We start from the raw sequence: 23406 nt of genomic DNA on the forward strand, positions 1-23406 counted from the left end.
TCTAAAAAGAAATTTAACCTTGCAAAAATCTGTTGACCGAATTGTTGACGTTCAATTTGAATGCAAATGATATCATTTGACTTTCAGAACAAAGATAAAAATCTATAATTCTTAAAGAAAGTTTATGGTTAATTATCAATTAGCTCCATCCTTCCATTTTAAGCTTCTCACACTTTTTTAGACAGCAAAACACCAACATTCAGAAGTTGACCAGACTGCATAAAGCCAGTCGTAAATGCCTTTTTTATAAGTCTTTGCTCAATCCTGAATATTGAAAATGTATGGCGTCAAAAAAGGTAACAACGAAGGCCTTTAGTTTTGTTCCATAGATGAAATCTATTATGATGATGGTGTTGAAAAGAGGGGGTCTGGGGGAGACTTATAACTTCCAATATTGTTGATAAGTCAAAAGGATGGTGCGAACCATAGCGACGGATAGGCATCTGGCCTCAGTAGAGTAACGGGCACCATCCTTTTTTATGGATTTTGGTTTTCAATGATGAACTCTCCAAGTGTAACGAGTCTTTCGATAGCCACTTAGCCTAGATGGATATTTCGCTTTTGATACCATGAGCTCAGCAACAAAAACAGAATTCCACAAAATACCCATGCTGGAAGAGTCACAAACGATAAGAAAACATCAAAATACAGCGATATAAAATAGAATAATCCAAAGCTTATCGCCCAAGACCAGAATACGGCTTTATTGAACCCTATATTTTTTTTGTTGGCATAGTCTTCAATAACATTGTAACGTTTTGCAAAAAAATGCTCAAATACAATGATTGCTCCAAACGGAGCCAGAATAAATCCATATAGTGCCACAAAACCTAATAATTTCATGGCAAATGCAGGAAATAGGCCAGCTGCCGTAGCAACCATTCCGGCGATGAAAGTCACCTTTGCCGTACTAAGTTTTGGCATAATGGCCTGGAACGCCAGCCCAGCACGATAGATAGTCGGATTCGCCGTGGTCCATCCCGCAAGGATGACCACGATGATTCCAAAAATACCGATAGCATTATGAGCCAAAGGTCCGGGTGCTACAGGCGGTGCTTCCCCATTGCCCAAAAAGCCTTGTGCTTCGGGTGATTTAAGATATACCGCATAAAGTAATGCGGCAGCTATCCACGCCATATAATGCCCTATATACATGCCCGCAGCGGTCGTCCATCCGCTTGACTCATGTTTGGCGTAACGGAAAACGGACAAATCTGACATGCCCACGTGCATGGCTGCATTGGCAAACCACGACCAGATTACCACGTGCCAGAAACCAAATTTTAGTTGACCTGGAAAAGGTTCATTCCCTTCCCCCCAAATATTCCAAAAATCTTCGAGACTATTGACATTCAATTGTGTGAGGGCTACCACTCCGCAAGCAATAAAACCAGTAACAATTATGGGCGACATCCAATTCGCTACCTTTGAAACTGTTTCATAACCCCTTGCCGCAATAATGGAAATCACCAATCCTATCAGCAAAACAATGATGACCCATGTTAAGCTATTGGGTACAGTATCCGTAAGTTTTGGCATTTCCATATCGAAAGGAACGCCCACTGCCGTAGCCGAAACGGTCACCATGGCACCTGCTAAAAAGCAAAAAAGCAGCCCGTTGGCAAGATTATAGAATGTCACAAGTTTTCTGCCAGCGATTCTCTCCAACTGATAATATAAAGTCAACCGCTTCCTTACGGCGATATGCGCAGTTAGAAAACGCCAGCTAAGAACTGCTAAAAAATTACCCAGTAATAGCCCGATAATTAAATCAAAAGCACTTACACCCGCAGTCAAAAATAGCGGGCCAATCATAAATTCTGTGCCTGCAGCATGCTCGCCGGCATACATGCCCAGAAAACTCTTCCAACTTTTTAATTTTGATTTTGGTACGGGTTCCCTTTCAAATTCCCCTGAAAAGGAATCCTGTTCTCTAGTTTCAATGGTTTGCTTGGTCATTGTGAATGGTTATTTAATAAGATGATTGGGCAGGTCTTCTATTTTTTTACAACACAATTGGTCCATCACCTGTCCCAACTGTCTTTTGAACATGGCAATTGCGTGATTACCACCCTTATTACCCAAAGCGCCCACACTGTACATAAAAGATCGTCCCATGAATGTAAAAGCGGCCCCACTGGCGATGCTTCTTGCAATATCTGGTCCAGATTGTATACCACTGTCCATCATCACAGTCAATTGATCGCTATATTTTTTGGCAATTCTACCCAGTGGGGCAATGGTTGATTCTGCAGCATCCAATTGTCTACCACCATGATTGGAAACAATAATGCCATCAAAGCCCATTTCAATGGCATCTTTAGTGTCTTGTTCAGATGTAACCCCTTTCAGCACAAGTTTTCCTTTCCACTTATCTCTTATTGGGAGTATTTTTTCCCGATTCAGTTTCCCTGAGAAGGTCTTATCCATAAACAGCCCTAATTGCTTTAGATTCAGTCCCTCCGGGGTGTAGGGCTTGAGCGTTTCAAAAGTGGGTTGGCCATATCGCAAGGTTTTGAATGCCCATTCAAGCTTAGCAAGAATCTGCAAGATATTTTTAACTGACATTTTTGGAGGCAGCGCCAAACCGTTCTTTATATCTCTTGGGCGATATCCAAACGTAGGTACATCGCATAGTAGCACCAGTACAGGGCAGCCTGCATTCTCAGCCCTATTTATGATATCATCTCTAACTTCGTCTTCTACCGGATTATACAATTGAAACCAAGCCTTGCCCTCAGTCAGTTCACTTGCACGTTCGATGCTCATAGTAGTGACCGTACTTAAAATAAAAGGAATGTTATGCTCAAATGCTGCTTTGGCCAAAATTTCCGGCGAATTGGGCCACATCAACCCCTGAAGACCGACAGGTGATATTCCAAAAGGGGCATCATACTCCATTCCAAAAAGAGAGGTTTTCAATGAACTTTCACCATAGTTTCTCAAGTATCTAGGTTGAAGTTGTACTTCCCTAATCTCTTTTGTATTCCTAACGATATTGATGTCTTCATTACACCCGCCATCAAGATATTCAAATGCAAAGCCCGGAACCTTTTTTTTGGAACGGAGCCTTAAGTCTTTTGTTGACGGATATCTACTATCTATTTGGTCTATAAGATTCATTTGATTACGAAGGGTACGTGTTTTTTGAGTGCGTAATTTTTTCTTAGAAACTTCGTATTCAATTGTTGGTCAGAAATGGCTATCACAGCTCCAATCGATGATCCAAGTGCAGAATCCGTGGTCATGACCTTTGCATTCCTCATGTAATGTGCCAATAGCTTCACGTAAATGTCATTATCGCTGAAACCACCATCAATGTAAAGGTTGTCTATAACCCTTTCATCCATTACTTTTTTGATGAACTTTACTTGTATTAGGGTCAATTCCATCATCAGATGATGGTAAGCATGTTCAAAAGTATCGTAGGGAATAGTTGTTTCTTCTGGCATGTTCTCAACTGAAAAACTTTTCCATTTAAACAGGTGCACGAAATCTTTGTTGATTTCAAAAAAAGTATTGAAATCAAACTTTACCTTTTTGTGCCTATCCTTTTCGGTCTCAAAATGTTTGTTCAAAAAATCAACTTGTAGTTTATATTCATTGCCCAAAAATATTCTCGATGCCATCACGGGCTTGCCGTTGATGCGCATATAGTTGATACATCCATTTTCGACATCCCGCTCGGATAAATGTCCCTCAACAAATGGATTGAAGGCTATGCTCCAGGTGCCTGTTGAAACAAGTACAAACTTTTCCTTGGCACCCTTTATGTAGGGCAAAAGGGCTGCTGAGCTATCATGAATACCAACACCGACCTTGATTCTCTTGCCGTTATAATTCATATTGATACTCGTTTCCGACGGGACCAGTGGTGCCAACATGTTATGGAACCCTTCTTGATACACCCAATCATGATAGTCTCTTTTTTGATAGTCCCAAAGTAAGGTGTGACAGCCCAAACTGGTATACTCCGAAACGGGAATTCCTGTGAAAACATAACTGATGTATTGGGGCAAGTGCAGGGAAACCTTGATTTTCTCAAAGACTTCCGGCTTAAAGTATTTGAGCCAAAACAATTGCATTCCTGAATTTAACAGTCCCGCATTGTCCGCACCCGTGGTGGCCAACAGCTTCTTTTTTGGTCCGTACTTGGCAAAAAACCTTTTGGTAACTTCTTCTGGAAGGGGTTTGGTATAGTTGTACATGGGCAGCAAAGGGCTGCCATGTTCATCCAGATGCACTAGGCTGGCCCCATACGTGGAGAAATTCAGGGCCTGAACGTCAAATTCGTCAAGGCTTGTTATGGTTTCAAAAATACCTTTCAGCCAAATCCGTAGTTCCTCCAGATTTTCGCAAGGGTGGTTTTCATTATCGAACTTATTTTCGAACTGGCGATATTCACGATGCACTTCGTCATAATTCTCATCGAAAAGGAAGAATTTTTTATTTGTTTTACCGATATCAAAGACCGCGGTTACTTTCTTTTTAGCCATTCGATCATAATCCTGTTGCCACAGTGTGTTTACCACGCTCTGTGATTAAATTCTTTCTAATTTCCATTTCCCGATAGGCTTTTAATGGATTTAGCGCACCCCCTACATCAACCCTGGCCTTTGCAAGTAAAGGCCTAACATCTGTTCTAAAGGCATCTTGTAGTACCTCTTGGCACTGAACCACATCGTCATTGAATTGTGCTTTTGATAGACTTTCTTGATCAATAAGCATCGCTTTCGCATAAGATTCCTGTATAGCTTCCAACGATTGCAGCAAATCTTCTAAGGGATCTTTTATATTGTGGCTTGCATCGATCATCCATGCCAATTCAGGATTTTGTTTATTTCTTTTAATTCCGTTGACCAATTCATTGAAAATCAAAAACAAGCTGTAAGGTTTTATGCTACCGACCGTCAGGTCATCGTCTCCATATTTGCTGTCATTAAAATGAAATCCACCTAATTTACCCTTCATCATCAAGGTCGCCACGATTTGTTCGATATTTGTATTGGGAAGATGGTGCCCCAGGTCGACAAGGGTATAGGCCCTTTCCCCACATGAATTTGCCAACATCATCGAAGTGCCCCAATCTTGAATCACGGTGCTATAGAAATTGGGCTCATAGGGTTTATACTCGATGAAGAATTTCCAATCTTCGGGCATGTGGCCATAAATCTTCCTTAAACTGTCCTCAGTGTTGAGAAGCGAGTTTTGAAAATCACGTTGTCCCGGAAAATTGGTACCATCGGCCAGCCATACGGTCAAACTCTTCGAACCTAATTTTTCACCAATATCTATCACTTCGGAATTGTGCTCGATGGCCATCTGCCTCACCTTTTCATCTGAACTGCTGAGCGAGCCGTTGCGATAACTTAATTTGGTATCGGGCTGATCTTGAAAAGTATTGGAGTTCACCGCGTCGAAGATAATACCATGACCAGTAGCTTTTTCTTTTATGGCGTCATAGTCCTTTGGTATATCCCACGGGATATGCAACGAAATGGCCCCAGCTGTTTTTGTCAAGGCATGCAGAATCCCAATATCATCAATTTTTTCCTCTAAGTTGGAGGGTTCTCCATGGAAACCAAATCTTCCAAAACGGGTACCTCCAGCACCTAGAGCCCAACTGGGGACGGCCACTTGAAAATCCTGTAATCTCTTCAGCAGGTCCATTACATCGATTCCTTTTTTGGTAAGCTTTTCGGCCAGCCTAAGAAAATCACTTTCCTGTTCCAGAAGACCTTCTTTATTGTGGCTGTTCAGTATCTCTTTTTTAATTTTCATATGTTGTCGTTTTGTGGTAGGAAATCCATGGGTCGCTTAAAACGACCCCACGGATTTCAAAAACTAACTCAAATTAACAAAACTTACTTTTTTGCTACCTGACAAAGGCATTGGCCATACCGCCATCAACATTGATAATATTGCCAGTAGATTTATCAAGTAAACCCACCAAAGCAAATACACCATTTGCTATGTCTTCGGGATAAATAATCTCATTCAATAGATTTCTGCTAGCGTAATGTGCGGGAAGGTCTTCAACTTTGATGCCATGGGCTTTGGCCCTGCCTTCGGCCCATTCGCCTTCCCAGATTTTGCTGCCCACAATCACCCCGTCCGGATTAACAGTGTTTACCCTTATCTTGTCTGAAGCCAACTCGGATGCCAATAAGCGAACCATATGTTGTTGTGCAGCTTTTGCTGTACCATACCCAACATTGTTAGGCCCAGCGACCAATCCATTTTTACTGGCAATGGAAACAAAATCACCTCCTTGACCTTGTTTTCTCATAATCTCAACACCTTGTTTTGCCAATTCAAATTGGCCTTTCACCAAAACATCCTGTAAAATATCCCAGTCTGACTCAGAAGTTTCGGCCAAAGGTTTGGAGATAGCAAGACCTGCACTGTGAATCACAATATCAACACCACCAAATTCTAAACAAGCCTTCTTGTAAGCATTTTTAATAGAGCCAATTCTGGTAACATCACATATTTCGTATGTTGCAACATCGTTTTTGTAAGTCGCAACCGCTTCTTTCAATCTGTCTTCAGCAACATCTGTTAAAACCACATTAGCTCCTTCTTCGGCCAATTTATCCGCGATTGCTTTTCCAATACCACCACCTGCTCCCGTGACCAAAGCTACCTTTCTTGATAGTGGTTTTTCCTTGGGCATTCGCTGTAACTTGGCTTCCTCCAATAGCCAGTACTCAATATCAAAGGCTTCCTGTCTTGGTAATGAAGTGTATTCTGAAATTGCCTCAGCACCACGCATTACGTTTATGGCATTAATGTAGAACTCACTTGCGACCCGTGTAGTTTGCTTGTTTTTGGCAAAACTGAACATGCCCACACCTGGATATAGAATGATTACCGGATTAGGATCACGCATGGCAGGACTGTTCTCCCTTTTGCAGTTATTATAATATTCAGCATATTCTTTGCGGTATTGCTCAAAAGCAGGCTCTAACTTCCTTAGTGTCTTTTCAGTATCTGAAACATCATAATCAACACTTAGACTCAACACAAGGGGCTGTATCTTTGTCCTAAGAAAATGATCCGGACATGAGGTTCCCATTGGAGCAAGACGGTCTAGGTCATTACTATTTATATATTCCAAAACGACATCACTATCTGTAAAATGGCCTATCATCCTTTTTTCAGAAGAGCAAAGTCCCCGCAATAAAGGCATCAACAGTGCGGCCTTTTCTTTTCGTTCGCCGCTTTGGAGTGACTTTACTTTCTCGCCGCCAAAAACACTTCCTTTTTCTTTTATTTTTTTGACAATATATTCCGAGGCCATCTCGATAACTTCAAGACTGTTGATGTAGCATTCGTATGAAGTATCTGCCCAAGTAAAAAGGCCATGACTTCCGAGGACGATTCCTCTTATTCCCGGATTTTCTTCCAAACACTTTTCCAATTGCAGGCCTAAATCAAACCCTGGTCGCTGCCAAGGGACCCACCCCATGGTGTCGCCCCAAATTTCTTCAGTCACTTTTTTACTGTCTTTGGCTGCGGCGACGGCGATTAATGCATCGGGATGCAGGTGGTCAATATGCTTAAAGGGCAACAAGCCATGTAATGGTGTATCTATTGAAGGAGCTCTGCTGTCAAGGTCATATATACAGTGATTGAAAAGTCCCACCATGCGATCTTCATCATCGATACCTTTGTAAACATTTTTCAAACTTCTCAATCTGTCTGTATAAAGTCCTGCAATCCCAGCCCTGTTTAAAGTGCCAATATCACCTCCCGACCCCTTAATCCACATTACTTCAACCTCTTCTTTGGTCAGTGAATCTTTTTCTATTGTTTTACAGCTAGTGTTACCACCACCATAATTGGTAATTCTTAAGTCAGCTCCTAAAATATTGGATCTATATAGAAAGAGTTCAACTTGGTTGTTGCCTAATTTTTCAACCTTCTTATCATCCCAGAGATAATCGACATAGTTGAAAGCCCTTGTACTTGTGTTCATCTGAATAGTTATTGATTTATAATGCTAACTTATTCAAAGTCGCTTATGTTGGTGTCCTGTACTGTACCGTGAAATATAACCTTTGGAATATTTATTTTATTTTTCCCGTGAAAACATAAGTTTATCATAAAAATAGCGAAGATGTTAGAACATATCACATTTGACCATAAATCAAGAAAGCCAAAATATTTGCAAATTTTCCAAAGTATTATCGAGAATATATCATTAGGTAATCTTAAAATGGACCAAAGGCTACCTTCAATTAACAATCTCAGTGAAGAGCTATATGTTTCAAGGGATACGGTAGAAAAAGCATATTCCATGCTAAAAAAGCAAAAAGTAATCGTTTCCATAAAAGGAAAGGGTTATTTTATTAATAGAACGCCATTGATATCGAAAATCAACATCCTCCTTTTAATCAATAAATTGAGTAATTACAAAATGAGGATTTACAATTCATTTAGAGCACAAGCCGGTGCAGAAGCCCATATAAATCTTCAGGTATATCATTGTGACGAGGAACTTTTTATTAATCTGTTGAATAAATACTATGGAGGATATGATTACTATGTTATAATGCCCCACTTCAAAACAGAGAGCTTAAGCCATATTAGTATAACGGAAAAAATTAAGAGTAAGTTGGTCGAGATTCCTCAAAACAAGTTGGTAATCTTGGATAACAATAAAGATGCTGTTAAAAATTGCTTTCTTGAGGTCTATCAGGATTTTGAGGAAGATATCTATAACGCGCTAACTGAAGGTTTGGAAAAAATACTTCATTACAACAAATTAGTATTGGTTTGCCCAGAGAAAACAATGTATCCATACCCTAAAAGTATTTTGCATGGATTTCGGAAATTTTGTGCCCACAATCACTTGGATTTTGAAGTCTATGAAGAGATTTATGAGGAAATGATTCTTAAAAAAGGAGATCTTTTTATCGTTATTGAAGAAACCGATTTAGTCCACTTGTTAAAAAGGATTAAAGAAAAGGGATTTCTCATGGGAGCGGAAATTGGAGTTATTTCATATAATGACACGCCTCTAAAAGAATTATTAGGGATTACGGTAATATCAACCGATTTTGCCAAGATGGGCGAAGTCGCAGCTCAAATGATTATGTCAAATACTGGTGGCTCTGTTAAGAATGATTTCAATCTCATCAATCGACAATCAGTTTAGCGTAGTTTTCGTCAATATATGCTCAGGGGCTTAGTTCATTTAAGGAAAAAGTATTGGTCTCTCACAAAGCTTAGAATATAATTTCCGTGTCATCCCCTGTCTAATGCACAAACTAAATCCAAACATACGATTCCAAAACACTGGTCACCGTATTTATAAAATCATATGGTGCTACATGCGTAATATAAAAATATGTTTTACCTGAAAAAGTTTTCAATCTTTCACGGGAACAAGTTATAATTACAGCATGCAGCAGGATGGTTGAGCTTTATTATCACAATATCTTTCAGGAAAGTCGAAGCCAATTCTTAGTAGAGACAGTGTGCTTAAAAAAAGGCGCAAATTTAGACTTTGAGAAATTGGTTTTCTTGAATATTAATCTTTCCAATTGGCATGATAAGATACAATTCAATTATTGGTATTATCATAGAAACGATTTGTTTAAGCTTATTGATTGGGGGGTGCATGCATCAAAATCATATAGAAACAAAAAACAAGTCCAAGCCTAAAGTTAAGCATTTGGAAGATGACTTTTGGGGAAGATATAATAGCAATATGGTCACCGAAGATTGGATGGCATTTGTAGACAGTACCAAGAGGGGAATGGCAGTTTACACGCCCATCACCCGAAACTTTCTTGCAGGAATGGCAGGAAATCCTGGTGGAAAAGCAGAGAGTAGCTCCACTTCTTACGTTGCACCTATCAAGAAGGTAACCCTCTACAAGGATTCTGAATATGAGTATGAACATTATTTGTTGGTAGGGGAGCTAGATGAAATGAGGGATAGGATTTGTAAGATTAAGGAGAAAATTAACTGATATCGTGCTCCTTTTTGAATCGTATTCTGGGAACAGAAGTTACTTCACGTTATATAGTAATTTTTAACTAAAACTCATAAATCAGAGTTTGATTAAACAATACAAATGCGCTATCTAAATCTCAAATATTTGTTCATTCTAACTACGGTTTGTATTATCCTAGTATCCGGATGCACTAACACCAATAATCGGATTCATCAAGTGGATCGCAAACAGTTGCTAAAGGGTTTTGTTACCCCCGCAGACTCCATACAAACAGCTGTTTATTGGTATTGGATATCAGATAATATTTCCAAAGAGGGAATTGTCAAAGACCTTCACGCGATGAAGGGAGCCGGCATCAACCGGGCTTTTATTGGAAACATTGGATTGGAAAGTGTACGGTACGGTAATGTTAAAATGTTGAGCAAGGAGTGGTGGGAATGCATTCATATGGCACTGAAAACTGCTACTGAGTTGGATATTGAAATTGGGGTGTTTAACTCTCCTGGCTGGAGCCAATCAGGAGGGCCTTGGGTGAAAGCAGAGAATGCCATGCGCTACCTGGCTTCCTCTCAGACAAAAGTTTCAGGGCCGACTACATATTCGAGCACTCTTCCTAAACCTAACGAACCCTTTCAAGATGTAAAAGTCTTGGCCTTTCCCAAACCAAAATTGGCCGGTGAAATCTTAACCAATGGTAAAGCAACCATTTCTTCACCGCTAGCTATTGACAATTTGGGGAATCTTCTGGATGGAGATACGGCCACAACTACCTATTTGCCAAACATAGGTGAAGTCATCATAGATATTGAGGCAAAAGAGTCATTTATAGCCAGAAGCCTGATACTTCAGTATCCTAAAAGTCCGATTTATGCAAACATCGACTTTCAGGTACAGCGAGAAGATGGGCAATACACCTCGCATCATTCCTTTGAAATTGACCGCACCAAATTCAGTATCAATGTTGGCTTCAAACCATTGGCGCCTTTGCAGGTCACTTTTGAGGCGATTGAGAGTAAAAATTTCAGACTTAAATTCAACTATCTGAAGCATGATAACTGGCCTGACCCGAATGCCAACAAGAATCCTGGTTTGTCAGAAATCACTTTGTCCTCTGCTGTGGTTTTGGGCAATTATGCTGAAAAATCCTTAGCAAAAATGCATCCAACACCACTTCCCAAAGCGAGCGATTATAGATGGGAGGTACAGTCAGAACCAGATGATTTGTCTTTGATAGTGAGTCCAGATAAGGTATTAGACCTAACCCAAAATTTAAGTGAAGATGGAACGCTCAAATGGGAAGTACCTGCCGGTGATTGGATTATTCTTCGCACAGGTATGACGCCTACTGGCGTAAAAAATAACCCCGCCTCACCCGAAGCTACCGGATTTGAAGTGGACAAGATGAGTAAAGCCCATGCAGAGAAACATTTTTATGGACACATCGGAGAAATACTGGAGCGTGTGCCTCCGGAAGACCGGAAGAGTTTCAAGGTAGTGGTGCAGGACAGTTACGAAAAAGGAGGGCAGAATATATCGGATGGTTTCCTTGATGAGTTTCAGGAAACGTATGGGTATGATCCCACCCCTTTCTTACCCACCTTTGAAGGAGTCGTAATAAAAAGTCAGCAAACATCTGATAGATTTTTGTGGGACATGCGCAGGTTGGTTGCCGATAAGGTAGCATATGATTACGTTGGGGGTTGCGAGATATAAGTCATAGACATAATCTCACCACATGGTTGGAAAACTATGGCCACTGGGGCTTCCCTGGAGAGTTTTTGATGTACGGAGGACAATCTGATGAAATATCTGGAGAGTTTTGGAGTGAAGGTTCATTAGGCGATATCGAAAATAGGGCAGCTACGTCTGCAGGCCACATCTATAACAAGCCTCGCATCTGGGCCGAATCTTTTACAGCTGGAAAAAACCCCTTTAGCAGATCCCCCTCCGAGTTAAAGCCTCGTGGAGACCGATTCTTTGCGGAAGGCATTAATGCCTCCTTACTCCATGTATACATTCACCAGCCTTATGAAGATAAAAACCCCGGGATGAATGCATGGTTTGGCAACCCTTTCAACCGAAAAAATACCTGGTTCAGCCAGTTAGATATTTTCACCGACTACTTAAAGCGAACCAATTACATGCTCCAGCAAGGACAGAATGTGGCAGATGTGGCTTATTTTATTGGAGAGGATGTTCCGATCATGACGGGCACTACAGACCCTCCATTGCCTTTAGGCTATGAATTTGATTACATGAACGCAGAGGTAATCATGCGGGACATGACAGTAAAAGATGGATTGTTTACTTTACCGCACGGTATCCAGTACAAGGTGCTAGTACTCCCCAAAATCAAAACGATACGACCGGAGTTGCTTAAGAAAATCAAATCATTGGTAGCTGCCGGAGGTACGATTTTGGGTCCTATGCCTGAATATTCTCCTAGTGGTCAGAATCAGCCAACTGCAGACAAAACAGTAAAGAAATTGGCTAGTGAAATCTGGGGCGATGTGGATGGTGATCAAGTCCAAACTGGTACCTACGGAAAAGGAATTGTTATGAATGGATTGAGCATGAAAGAAGCATTGTCACATATCCGTTTGATCCCGGATTGTAAAGTGCCGGCAGATATCGCTATTCATTACGGTCATCGTAAGCTGCTCGATACTGATATCTATTTCCTTTCTAACCAAACCAATCAGGAGCAAACGTTTACAGCTGACTTTCGAATTACGGGCAAACAACCAGAGCTTTGGCTGGCTACTACAGGAGATGCACGGATGCTTCCGGCATATGAACAAAAAGGAGAAGTAACGGCCGTTCCATTGAAGTTGGCCCCCTACGAAAGTGTTTTCGTTGTCTTTACCCAAGATGCTGACCAAGGACCAGGTAGTGATGAATTGTTAAACTTTCCAAAAGCGCAATTGGTAGTGGATTTAAACGAAAACTGGACAGTTCAATTCAATCCTGCCCAAAGAGGACCGGAAGCGCCGGTAACATTTGATAAGCTGATTGATTGGACAACTTCGGAAGATGAAAATATCAAATATTACTCCGGCCAAGCTACCTATACTAAACCTTTTGAGCTTGATGAGTTGAAAGATGGTGAGCGGATGATACTTGACTTGGGGAAACTGACTGCCATAGCACGGGTTTTTGTCAATGGCCAGATAGCAGGAGGGGTGTGGACGGCACCTTATAAGTTAGATGTCACAGACCTTGTCCGATTAGGAACGAATGAATTGAAAATTGAGGTAATCAACAACTGGATGAACCGACTGATTGGTGATGCCGGAATGCCGAAAGAAGAGCAACCAACCTGGGCACCGCACAATACATACACCAGTGAAAGTGAACTACAGCCCTCAGGTCTGTTTGGCCCGGTAAGTTTGGGCACTATACCTGAATAGATTTTCTGGAAAATGAAAAAGAAACGAATTGTAATACTTCTATCTCTTCTATGTCACGATATTATCCAAGTTCAAACCAATCTCTCACTTAGCTTAGTTGAATACAATGAACTTGAAATAAGAGAGAAGGATGGGTACTATCAGTTACATACCCAAGGTAAAGACCCTTGCTCCTATTATCCAATGACTGTCAAATGCACTTTTGTCGGGTGAAGATATCTTATCTTTTGAGTATTTCGGTCTTAAGGATTTGAACTATTTTCAGATTTTTTTCCGACCCGAAGAGGATACCAAATACAATAAAATGATCAGGTTCAGAACCAGCTCTATAACTTATAGTGAACAGGACCTTTTTGAACAAGAGACTAGCTTTGCTGCGCTTATTACGAGATGAAAGAGCTTGACGGATAGATGGATTTCAGTGGCATAATAGGTTTGATCATTGAAAAGAGGGTGGATTAAGAATAGGCTTGCGAAGGTTCCAGATGATAAAGACAAGCCGGGGGAAAAGAAACCTGTATGGTATGTTTTTCAAGCCGCTGATTGACTCAATGAAAATGAGGTGTTTGATCAATACAAAGAGATCATCGGTATTGAGAGCTGGTAGGGAGTAAGGTAAAGGCAGTATCCGAAATAGAGCGTCTCGGAATTGACTGGATAACTGCTATGAAAGACTGGAGATACCGCTACTAAATAAGTAAAAACGCTAACTATTCGTATTAGATGAAATATGTAATTGACTTAAAAAATCCCTTACGCATTTTCGGTTTAGATGCTTTCTATTCCAAATCATGCGCTATTTGCCCAAGAAGTGGCTTATCGAGATAGCAGTGTAAAAGAATACTTGTAAGTAACCAAGATGGCAGGCCTCAGTATTTTTCCTTTTTTAGTACGTCTGCAAATGGTTGTAAATTCAATTGACTGCCTTTAAGTGGCTGTATTGATTACTCCAGTCATGAGGGATTTCGTAAAGTGGAGTAGCTACTACTGAATCAGCCCCACTGATGAACACTAATCCAGCATAATTTTTAGTTTGAAGAAATACCTGACCTAGGCAATCATGATTCCCCGCTTTTAGTATATGACATACATGGAAAGAGATGTTCATGTTCGGTGGAGATCCAAACACTTTTATTAATGCGACTGCCTCTTCTGTATCTGCCAAGCTAGACCGATAATTCGGATACATCATAAAACGCACCTTCTTTTCAGTAGCATAGGCATGAACGGACTTTACTATTTTCATTAGTTTCGGATGCATCCGATTCCCATACGATGGGATTGAAACTAATACTCTTTCCCTCCAACTGGTCTATGACTTTTTTCCAATATTCGACTTTGGGTGTTTCCGGTCGTTTATATGCCTTGTGGCAAAATAAATCGATTCAATTTTGAAGCCTTCAGTTTTTTGAGAGGACTGATAGTATTCGTCGAAACGGACTACATCTTTGGCATTTTGCATCCGTATGAAGAGACTATTGAATCCAAGACTATCGAGAAAATTCACCTGCTGTGATGGTGACATCCCATCCATTCGCAGGTTGTAGGCTCCCAATGGGTAGTCGAATGATGAACTACACCCAATGGTCAAAATCAAAAGGGGAAACAGCACTTTTGACATAAGATTGAAATACTTAACTTTTAAACATGGCCGTATCCATGTATAGGTCCATCTTGTAGCATCATGTACACTAACTTAAGTAGCAGATTAAGACATGAAACTGAAGAAACTTAAAAAATGTGACTGCTAGTTGGTTAGCGTATTTGGAAACTTAATTATTTGGTTTCTTGAAAACCTCATAAACACAGGACAGAGCAGGACGGGTTGAACCATTTTGTTATTTAATTTCATTGTTGTACTTAAGGCCCGTTTTATGAAATGTATTATTGCTTAGCTAAATTTTTCCGTAATTATAATTTCGCTTTATACACGGGTTCAAGTTGTTAATATTGGTAATCAGAGCAACTAATAAACATGGTCCACGGGGCAACTTCTACTTTAACTTATACCATTATTGTTGCATGAAAAACTATTTCAAAAATGTTACTAGTTGGGCTTTTATAATTGTCTTTACTGGAATTTTGGCGAGCTGTCAGCTTAGACCAGAACCTCAAAAAAATAAACTACGACCTCCAAATGTGTTGCTCATTGCCATTGATGACCTAAACGACTGGATTGGAGTGTTAGAAGGACATCCGCAGGCTAAAACGCCTAATATTGATCGTTTGGCAGCTATGGGCGTGACCTTTACCAATGCCCTATGCCAAGCTCCGGTATGCAACCCCTCTCGTGCCAGTATGATGACTTCATTGTATCCGAGCACAACCGGTATATATTTCCTTGACCCAGATATTCCGGCATCTGAAGTAGCTATTAAAAATCGGCTGATGCCACAGCGATTTCTGGAAGAAGGATACCATGTTTCCGGAGCAGGGAAACTTTTTCACAATGCACCAGGAATCAATGAGAGACATGTGCCCAACTATGCGGGCGATTTTGGTGGTTTTGGCCCATTTCCAACAGAAAAACTTACCACTTTTCCAGGTCATCCACTTTGGGACTGGGGTGTATTTCCTGAGGATGATGAAAAAATGCCAGACCATCTAATCGCAAATTGGACCAAAGAACAACTTGAGAAGAAACGGGATAGTGCCTTTTGGCTTGGTGTGGGGTTTTATCGCCCTCACGTACCACAATATGTGCCTCAAAAGTGGTTTGATCTATATCCGATAGATAGTGTTCAGTTACCAAATCATTTAACCACAGATTTAGAAGATATTTCTACATATGGAAAAAACATTACGAGGCTTGAACACGTCCACCCAGACTTTGAATGGGTCGTAGAAAATGACGAATGGAAACCTCTGGTGCAATCGTATCTTGCTTGTGTGAGTTTTGTAGATTATCAGGTAGGTAAGGTCCTCAATGCGCTCCAAGCAAGTGAATATAAAGACAATACTATTGTAGTGCTCTATAGTGACCATGGATTTCATTTAGGAGAAAAAGAGCGTTTTGCAAAGCGAAGTCTATGGGAGGATGGAGCCAGGGTACCATTGATTATAGCAGGCCCAGGAATACAAAAGGGAGGCAGGTGTGGTAAACCGGCGCAGCTTCTTGATATTTACCCTACCCTTTTAGAACTTACTGGGCTTAAAGAAGATTCACGCCTAGAAGGAAATTCGTTACTGCCATTGCTGCGCAACCCTCAATCAGATTGGCCTAAGTACGCTAGAACGAGCTTTGGTCCAGGGAATTATGCGATTGTTTCTGAACATTATCGTTTCATCCAATATAATGATGGAACTGAGGAGTTTTATGACCATCAAAATGACCCTAATGAGTGGTACAATCAGATAGCGAATGAAAATTATCAAAAATTAATAAGTTCGCATCGAGCGCAAATTCCAAAAGAACGTCACCCTATTTTGGGCTCAGGCTCAACCGGTCATCTATCCTTTAAAGCTACTGAAGCTAGTAAACAATGAAAACTAAGCGCATAGCATTTAAAATGTTTTTAAAGCCTGGGATGGTAGAAGAATATCATAGGCGTCATAACCAGATTTGTCCCGAAATGCTAAAGCTGTTAAGAAAACAAGGTGTCGGTCAATTTTCCATATTCCTTGATGAGGAAACTCAGACTCTGTTTGCTTATCAACAGGTGATAGGGGATACCAACTCACAAGATTTAGGAAACAACCCTATTGTACGAAAATGGTGGGAGTATATGGCGGACATTATGGAGACCAATCAGGACAATTCTCCAAAGTCAATACCACTAAAGGAACTTTTTTATATGGAGTAGGAAAAACAACCCTAATTGATCACCGAAGTTAAATCTTTGCCAGGATGCGGTTATATTTTGATTTTACATATTTATGAATAGATATCAATTTTTTTTAGATATATGTTAGTATTCCAACTCTTAGAAAAGGACCTGCCTGAAAGAAATAACCCTCTAACCATATTATGACACCTAGAGGATGGTACTTATAATCTTGAATTAGAAATATTATAAGAATCACCTTAGCAACTATTGGCTATCATTAATATCCTGGATTTTAAGTCAAGTTTGTATTTGCCGTAAGTGTGTTAGCATGGATGGGTATGCGAATAAACCATCATGCCACGTTGTTTCCGCAACTTGCTATACCCCCCACCCCCGAATATGTCGAAAACTACTTAAAAAAGTGGAATTTTCAGATAAACTTAATCAATTTGAATAGACATCAATATTTATACTAATCATTTTGGTTAAAGTGTTTAAAAACAATGGGTTGTGTTTTTTAAATTTGAAGGTAAAAACTCTTTTTTTTGAGATTGGCACAATTGCAACAATATAAACTGCTGATAATCAGAAATATTAATTTTGCATCAATTTTTTTGCCTAAAAATGATTGTTTCTAAAAAAAAATACAAATAAAGCATTGATTATCAATAAATTATGATTTTAAATACATCAAAATAGGCAGACGGATTACCAATATTTTAGTCCAAACAAAGTCTTAAAGTATGTTTTTAATTAAAGAGTCTATTAATTTTGGATTTCTTTTCAAAGAACACAACTTTCTATTATTGTAAATTCCTAAAAGGAAAAGAAGCTTTCTATTTCAATCTAACATTGCAATATCCATAACTGTCCTAAAGCCCAGATGCTCGGCACCAGAATCCATGCTTGTTGCCATTCTGGCACTTATTCGATAACTTGCGCAGTAAGAAGAACTGCAAAGGAAAGACCCTCCCTTGATTATTTTTTCACGCGCTAAGGGGTTATTTGGATTGAAGGGTACTTTCGCTCCATGAGGATTCTTTATTATACTTTTCTTGGCAAGTTTCTCGTAATATTGGGTATTGTACCAGTCTGTCGTCCATTCCCAAACATTTCCTGCCATATCATACAGGTCAAAGTTGTTTTTGGGGTAGGTCATTGCTGGGGCCCTGCTTTCAAAACCGTCAAGTTTGGTATTTTCCAATGGGAATTCTCCTTCCCATGTATTGGCATGACCGCTAAGATTATCAATATTATTGCCCCAAACAAATATGTTCCCTTTTCTATTCCCACGAGCGGCATATTCCCATTCCGCTTCTGTTGGTAACCTCCGACCTAGCCATTTACAGTACGCAAGGGCATCCTCATAAGCAATATGCACTACTGGAAAATTATCTTTTCCTTTTATGGAACTACCAGGACCTTTAGGGTACTTCCAGTTCGCTCCAATTTTCCATTCCCACCATTGGGAATAGTCATAGAGGTTTGGGACATTAACTTTGGCCTTTTTAAAGACAAGTGAACCGGGTTTCAACAATGAATCGTGTGGTTTTGGTGTGCCAGGGGGAAGTTGTTTTCTCATTTCCTTCCACTCGATTTTCCTTTCGGCAACGGTTATGTAACCTGTTGCCTCCACAAATTTTGAAAATTGGTAATTGGTCACTTCATGGATATCAATAAAAAACCCATCTACTGTCACCTTGTGTCTTGGCCTCTCATGTTCCATTGCCAAGGTATCTCCATCTACTGCACCCTGAAGGAAATCACCTCCCGGAATCCAAACCATGTTTTTCGGGGCTTTTATTTTGTTAAATTTGTCATTTAATGGTTCTGGAATGCTCTTCTGGGAATGGCTATTGGAATATGGTTTTGATTCCTTACAGGAACATAGAATTAGCGCGAAAAAACCAATCATAAGTTTGTAAATATTCATTGAATCATTTTTTGCTTTTCATTTTATGCAGTGCCTGGGGTAAAACAGTTTTTGAAAAGTTGAGCGCAAAAAAAATCATAGTTCGAAATCTGTTCAGTACTCTGTTCCTTTGTGTTCAAAAACACCCCTGACCAATGTAAAATTAAGATTGTAATTTTAAGTTACCAAATACTCGTTTGTATAAAATCACTTCTATACCAATATATAACAATTAATAACCATGCGTTTTAAAAAGAAGCTTCATATCATTGTTTTATTCTTGGTCTGGGGTCACCTGTGTTCTCAGGAATTTGAAAATATTAGTATTGGTGAGGGACTAAGTAGCCATCAGGCCTATAGTGTGGTTGAAGACGTTTATGGCTTTATTTGGGTAACTACGAAAAGTGGGATTGACAGATATAATGGCGAAAATGTTTCTAGTTATCAATTACCTCAACATAAAGAGGCTCCCTCACGTGTAAAACTTATAGTGGATGATGACAAAACTTTATGGGCATATACCCAATATGGTAGAATCTTCAGGTTTAATTACGGACAAAACAATTTTGATTTAGTAATATCGATTTCTGATGTACTCAAGGAACAATACAGCGTTTCAAATTTGGTAGTTAGAGATTCTCTTTGGATATCTACAAATAAAGGACTTTTTTCCTTTGAAATTAGCACAGAAAGACTTAATCAAATCGGTGAATTCAAAGAAAAAGATATTCAACTAACTTATCATTTAAAAAATGATGACATTTTGTTGGCCCTAAAAGATAAATTGGTTGTGTACAATAAAAACAAGGGAATAAGGAAAACCATATCAAGGCGGATTAAGAGCTTAGATAATTCTCAAGTGAAATCTATTTTCTTTGATCAAGAAACAAATGAAGTTTGGATAGGAACACGTGGTGGCGAAGTCCAGATATATAACTTAAAAAACGAAAGGGTTACAAAACTACTAGAAAAGGTTCCACAATTACCTTTTGTACCTGTAAACAAAATTCTGATGGACGGAAGCCACATCATAATTGGTTCGGACGGCGGTGGCGTATTCAAATTGGATAAAAGAGACAAAAATCTAATTGAGAATTTTAAGGAAGATGAAGATGCCCCAAAATCCTTGAGAGGTAATGGGGTTCAGGATATGATTTTAACTGCCTCGGGCCATTTGATAGTAACCACATTTACAGGTGGATTGAACATTTTGAACAATAGAGATAAACAATTCAATATTCTTCGTCATGAAATCAATAACCCCAATTCATTACGAAACAATGTGGTCAACAGTATTTTGGAAGATGTAGAAGGGGATCTTTGGTTTGCAACAAACAATGGTGTTAGCTACTGGCAGAAATCAAACAACAAATGGACACATTTTTTAGATGGACAAAACGAAAAATCAAACGTTTTTCTTTCACTTTTTCAGTATGACGCAAATCGTATAATGGCAGGTTCTTATTCCAAGGGAATTTTTATAATTGATAGGGATAAGGGTATTGTAAGCAATATCATACCCGGCCTCTATAATCCCAATAATAAAGATAGAACAGATTATGTCGTTGAGATTTTCCGGGATAATGAGAACAAAATTTGGACTGGAGGGCCCTTTAAGGATTTGGCAATTTATAATCCCAAAGATGAACACTATGACTATTTACCCATAACAAGGGTAACCAATATTCAAGCTAAGGATAAAAACCACATTTTTATAGCTACCCAGTCGGGGTTGTACGTGGTTGACATAGTTAACCTGAATTACTACAAGGAGGATTTTGGGGGAAAGCTAAATCAGTCCCTATTTATTAATAGCTTACACTTCGATTCTAAAAACTCGAAGCTTTGGATTGCAACCTCAGGAGCTGGAATAGTAAAATGGGATATTGGCACAGATGAGATTACTAGGATAGATAAAAAAGTTGGAATGCCTTCCAACCACGTATATGCAATTCTGCAACATCAAGAGGAAAGTATTTGGGCCAGTACAGAGAATGGGTTGATAAAATACGATTTACAAAATGGTAAACTCGAAATTTTTTCCTTAAAAAATGGACTCTCTGATGAGTCTTTTTATAAGAATTCTAAACTTAGGGATAGTTCTGGAAATTTTTACTTTGGATCTTATGAGGGGGTGACATTCTTTAACCCAGAAGATGTGAGTTTACAGAACTTTGAAGTGAAGTTATATTTAGATGAGTTTTTAATAGACAATAGTGTGATTTCTATTGGGCAGAAAAACTCACCCTTATCAGCATCCTTGAATAGAACGGATAATCTTACCCTAAAGTATGATGAAAATTCCTTTTCCTTTCGTTTTTTTTCTATCATACCGTTAGGTGCCGGTGAAATTAGGTATGCATGGAAATTGGAAGGGCAGGACAAAGAATGGAATTCGCCCTCTTCAAATAAGACTGCAAATTATACAAATTTAGAAAAGGGCAATTATGTTTTCAAATTGAGGGCATATGCCAATGAGAATAACGTTGTGTTAGATGAAAGGTCGATTAATATTGAAGTTAGGCCATCACCCTGGCATACCATATGGGCCAAAGGGATTTATGCCCTTATAGTTATTTCGATAGTGATTACCATTGTGAACTTTAGTTTGATCAGGAATAAGAAAAAATTATCGGAGGAGAAAATTAGATTTTTCATGAATACTGCTCATGACATTCGTACCCCTCTTACCCTCGCAATGGCACCTTTGAGTGATTTGGAGAAAAGTTCGAATCTAGATGAAATGGACAAATACTATTTGAAGCTTTCTTCATCAAATTTGAACGTTCTTTCCAAGACAATTGACCATCTTTTGGATTTTCAAAAGTCAGATTTGGGAAAGACAAATCTTATTTTGGCCGAAGTAAATATAGTTGACTTTATCAAGGAGAAAATTGCCCTTTTCGAATCCATTGCCAATCACAAGAACATTAGAACAGAATTTATTTGTAAAATCGAAGAATTATGCGAATATGTCGATTTGAATAAGTTCAATAAGATTTTGGATAATCTTCTTTCGAATTCTTTTAAATATACTCCAAGTAATGGTCAGGTAACCGTTCGATTGGTTTCAAGCGGAAAGATGTGGAAAATTGAAGTTTCTGATACCGGGATTGGAATTTCCAAAGACTCCCAAAAAGACCTTTTTAAAAGATACTATCGGGGCAATAATGCAGTAAATTCAAAGATAACGGGGACGGGAATAGGGCTACTATTGACAAGAAACTATGTGAACCTGCATAAAGGTAAAATTGATTTTGAAAGTAAGGAAGGGTCAGGCACAAAATTCACCCTCAGTTTTAATCATGGAGCAAAACACTTTGGAAAGGACGTTATTTTTTCAGACTCCCAAGAAGTTGACTACAATAACAAAATCGACCAGGTTGATAAAAAGATAGCGAGCAAAAATGTATCGGATGAAAAAAAGAAACTAAAGCTGTTGATTGCAGAAGATAACCAAAGCTTACGGGAATACCTGAAAAATTCCCTATCTGGGTACTATCGGGTAAAGACAGTGGAAAATGGAAAAATGGCCTTGAATCTCATTGATAGGTTTACCCCCCACATTATTATATCGGATGTGGGCATGCCCGTAATGAATGGTTTGGAACTCACCCATAACATAAAAACAAAATATGAGACTTCGCATATTCCGGTAATATTGCTCACAGCATACAAGGAAAAGGATGAAATTATCAAAGGTTTGGAATCAGGCGCGGATGAATACATTACCAAACCGTTCGATACAACACTGCTCTTAGCTAAAATAGACAGTATCCTGGAAAATAGGCGTTTGGTAAGAAATCGTTTTAAAAGGTTAAACAGTAATAAACTTAAAAAGGATACTTATGCCAATAAGACTGATCAAAAGTTTGTACAAAGGGCAATGGATTTTGTGGAAAAAAATATAACAAACCCTAATTTATCCAAACAATACTTTGCTAAGGAAATGATGGTAAGCCAAACCCTACTATATCAAAAATTGAAAGTTCTGACCGACCAATCACCGGTTGAATTTATTAGAACTATTAGATTGCGACATGCAGCAAAATTACTCATCGAGGGGAACTACAATGTGAATGAAATTGCCACTTTGTCAGGATTTTCAGACTCAAAGTACTTTAGCACATGTTTTAAAAAGCTGTATGGAGAGTCGCCCTCTAACTATGCTAGTACAAACAGTGGTAAAGGATTTACAAAAGAAAAATTTTAATCTCTTAAGATTGTTTCCCATTGCTCTTTCTCACATTTAGTTATCAATTCAGGCTTAAAACGGAATAAGATACAGTTTTGTGGTATCCATAAATCTATCATTTAATCAATTCATGTGAATCATTTGAATTAATTCAA

The 23406-nt window shown here is 39.1% G+C and carries 14 protein-coding genes and 1 pseudogene; 7 read left to right on the plus strand and 8 right to left on the minus strand.

Translation table 11 applies throughout. The annotated features are described in order from the left end of the window. Window positions 1–537: 537 nt before the first annotated feature. The 5 genes from LV704_RS13730 to LV704_RS13750 all read right to left on the minus strand — a co-directional run bounded on the left by LV704_RS13730 (window position 538) and on the right by LV704_RS13750 (window position 7981). Window positions 538–1959 carry a cytosine permease gene (locus LV704_RS13730; protein ID WP_163423191.1) on the minus strand — a complete coding sequence of 474 codons (1422 nt, stop codon included), beginning with the start codon at window positions 1957–1959 and terminating at the stop codon, window positions 538–540. A gap of 9 nt (window positions 1960–1968) precedes the next feature. Then, window positions 1969–3123, minus strand: a complete 1155-nt coding sequence (locus LV704_RS13735) for an alpha-hydroxy acid oxidase (RefSeq protein WP_163423190.1) — start codon at window positions 3121–3123, stop codon at window positions 1969–1971. Then, window positions 3120–4532, minus strand: a complete 1413-nt coding sequence (locus LV704_RS13740) for an FGGY-family carbohydrate kinase (RefSeq protein ID WP_370636030.1) — start codon at window positions 4530–4532, stop codon at window positions 3120–3122. Before LV704_RS13740 ends, LV704_RS13735 begins: the two co-directional genes overlap by 4 nt. Beyond that, window positions 4501–5781 (minus strand): sugar isomerase, encoded by a 1281-nt coding sequence (locus LV704_RS13745; protein ID WP_163423189.1) that lies wholly within the window; start codon window positions 5779–5781, stop codon window positions 4501–4503. The genes LV704_RS13740 and LV704_RS13745 overlap by 32 nt, the downstream gene beginning before the upstream one ends. 94 nt (window positions 5782–5875) lie before the next feature. Further along, a complete protein-coding gene (locus tag LV704_RS13750) occupies window positions 5876–7981 on the minus strand; it encodes a bifunctional aldolase/short-chain dehydrogenase (protein ID WP_163423188.1) in 2106 nt (701 codons plus the stop codon). A 141-nt stretch (window positions 7982–8122) separates the two neighbouring features. On the opposite strand from LV704_RS13750, the gene LV704_RS13755 reads away from it, so the two are divergent. The 4 genes and pseudogenes from LV704_RS13755 to LV704_RS20060 all read left to right on the plus strand — a co-directional run bounded on the left by LV704_RS13755 (window position 8123) and on the right by LV704_RS20060 (window position 13377). Next, window positions 8123–9163 carry a GntR family transcriptional regulator gene (locus LV704_RS13755; protein ID WP_163423187.1) on the plus strand — a complete coding sequence of 347 codons (1041 nt, stop codon included), beginning with the start codon at window positions 8123–8125 and terminating at the stop codon, window positions 9161–9163. Window positions 9164–9556: 393 nt separating this feature from the next. Next, complete coding sequence (locus LV704_RS13760; protein ID WP_163423186.1) at window positions 9557–9982, plus strand: hypothetical protein; 426 nt, start codon at window positions 9557–9559, stop codon at window positions 9980–9982. Window positions 9983–10087: 105 nt separating this feature from the next. Beyond that, a pseudogene (locus LV704_RS13765) lies at window positions 10088–12702 on the plus strand (glycosyl hydrolase); the annotation flags it as partial. Window positions 12703–12747: 45 nt separating this feature from the next. Further along, window positions 12748–13377 carry a glycosylhydrolase-like jelly roll fold domain-containing protein gene (locus tag LV704_RS20060; protein ID WP_370636070.1) on the plus strand — a complete coding sequence of 210 codons (630 nt, stop codon included), beginning with the start codon at window positions 12748–12750 and terminating at the stop codon, window positions 13375–13377. Between the two features lie 913 nt (window positions 13378–14290). On the opposite strand, the gene LV704_RS13770 is transcribed toward LV704_RS20060, so the two are convergent. Continuing rightward, window positions 14291–14638 (minus strand): hypothetical protein, encoded by a 348-nt coding sequence (locus LV704_RS13770; RefSeq protein WP_163423184.1) that lies wholly within the window; start codon window positions 14636–14638, stop codon window positions 14291–14293. A 51-nt stretch (window positions 14639–14689) separates the two neighbouring features. Then, complete coding sequence (locus tag LV704_RS13775; protein WP_163423183.1) at window positions 14690–14998, minus strand: hypothetical protein; 309 nt, start codon at window positions 14996–14998, stop codon at window positions 14690–14692. A gap of 401 nt (window positions 14999–15399) precedes the next feature. On the opposite strand from LV704_RS13775, the gene LV704_RS13780 reads away from it, so the two are divergent. Together LV704_RS13780 and rhaM are read left to right on the plus strand one after the other, a co-directional pair. Beyond that, a complete protein-coding gene (locus tag LV704_RS13780) occupies window positions 15400–16863 on the plus strand; it encodes a sulfatase (protein ID WP_163423182.1) in 1464 nt (487 codons plus the stop codon). After that, complete coding sequence (gene rhaM / locus LV704_RS13785; RefSeq protein ID WP_163423181.1) at window positions 16860–17180, plus strand: L-rhamnose mutarotase; 321 nt, start codon at window positions 16860–16862, stop codon at window positions 17178–17180. Before LV704_RS13780 ends, rhaM begins: the two co-directional genes overlap by 4 nt. 805 nt (window positions 17181–17985) lie before the next feature. Here rhaM and LV704_RS13790 read toward each other — a convergent pair. Beyond that, complete coding sequence (locus tag LV704_RS13790; RefSeq protein WP_163423180.1) at window positions 17986–19077, minus strand: formylglycine-generating enzyme family protein; 1092 nt, start codon at window positions 19075–19077, stop codon at window positions 17986–17988. Window positions 19078–19297: 220 nt separating this feature from the next. Here LV704_RS13790 and LV704_RS13795 point away from each other — a divergent pair, with 220 nt between their 5' ends. After that, window positions 19298–23269, plus strand: coding sequence for a hybrid sensor histidine kinase/response regulator transcription factor (locus LV704_RS13795; protein WP_163423179.1), 3972 nt, complete (start codon window positions 19298–19300; stop codon window positions 23267–23269). Window positions 23270–23406 lie beyond the last annotated feature (137 nt).

The sequence above is a fragment of the Flagellimonas sp. CMM7 genome (assembly GCF_021390195.1).
In the GTDB taxonomy this organism is placed as follows: domain Bacteria; phylum Bacteroidota; class Bacteroidia; order Flavobacteriales; family Flavobacteriaceae; genus Flagellimonas.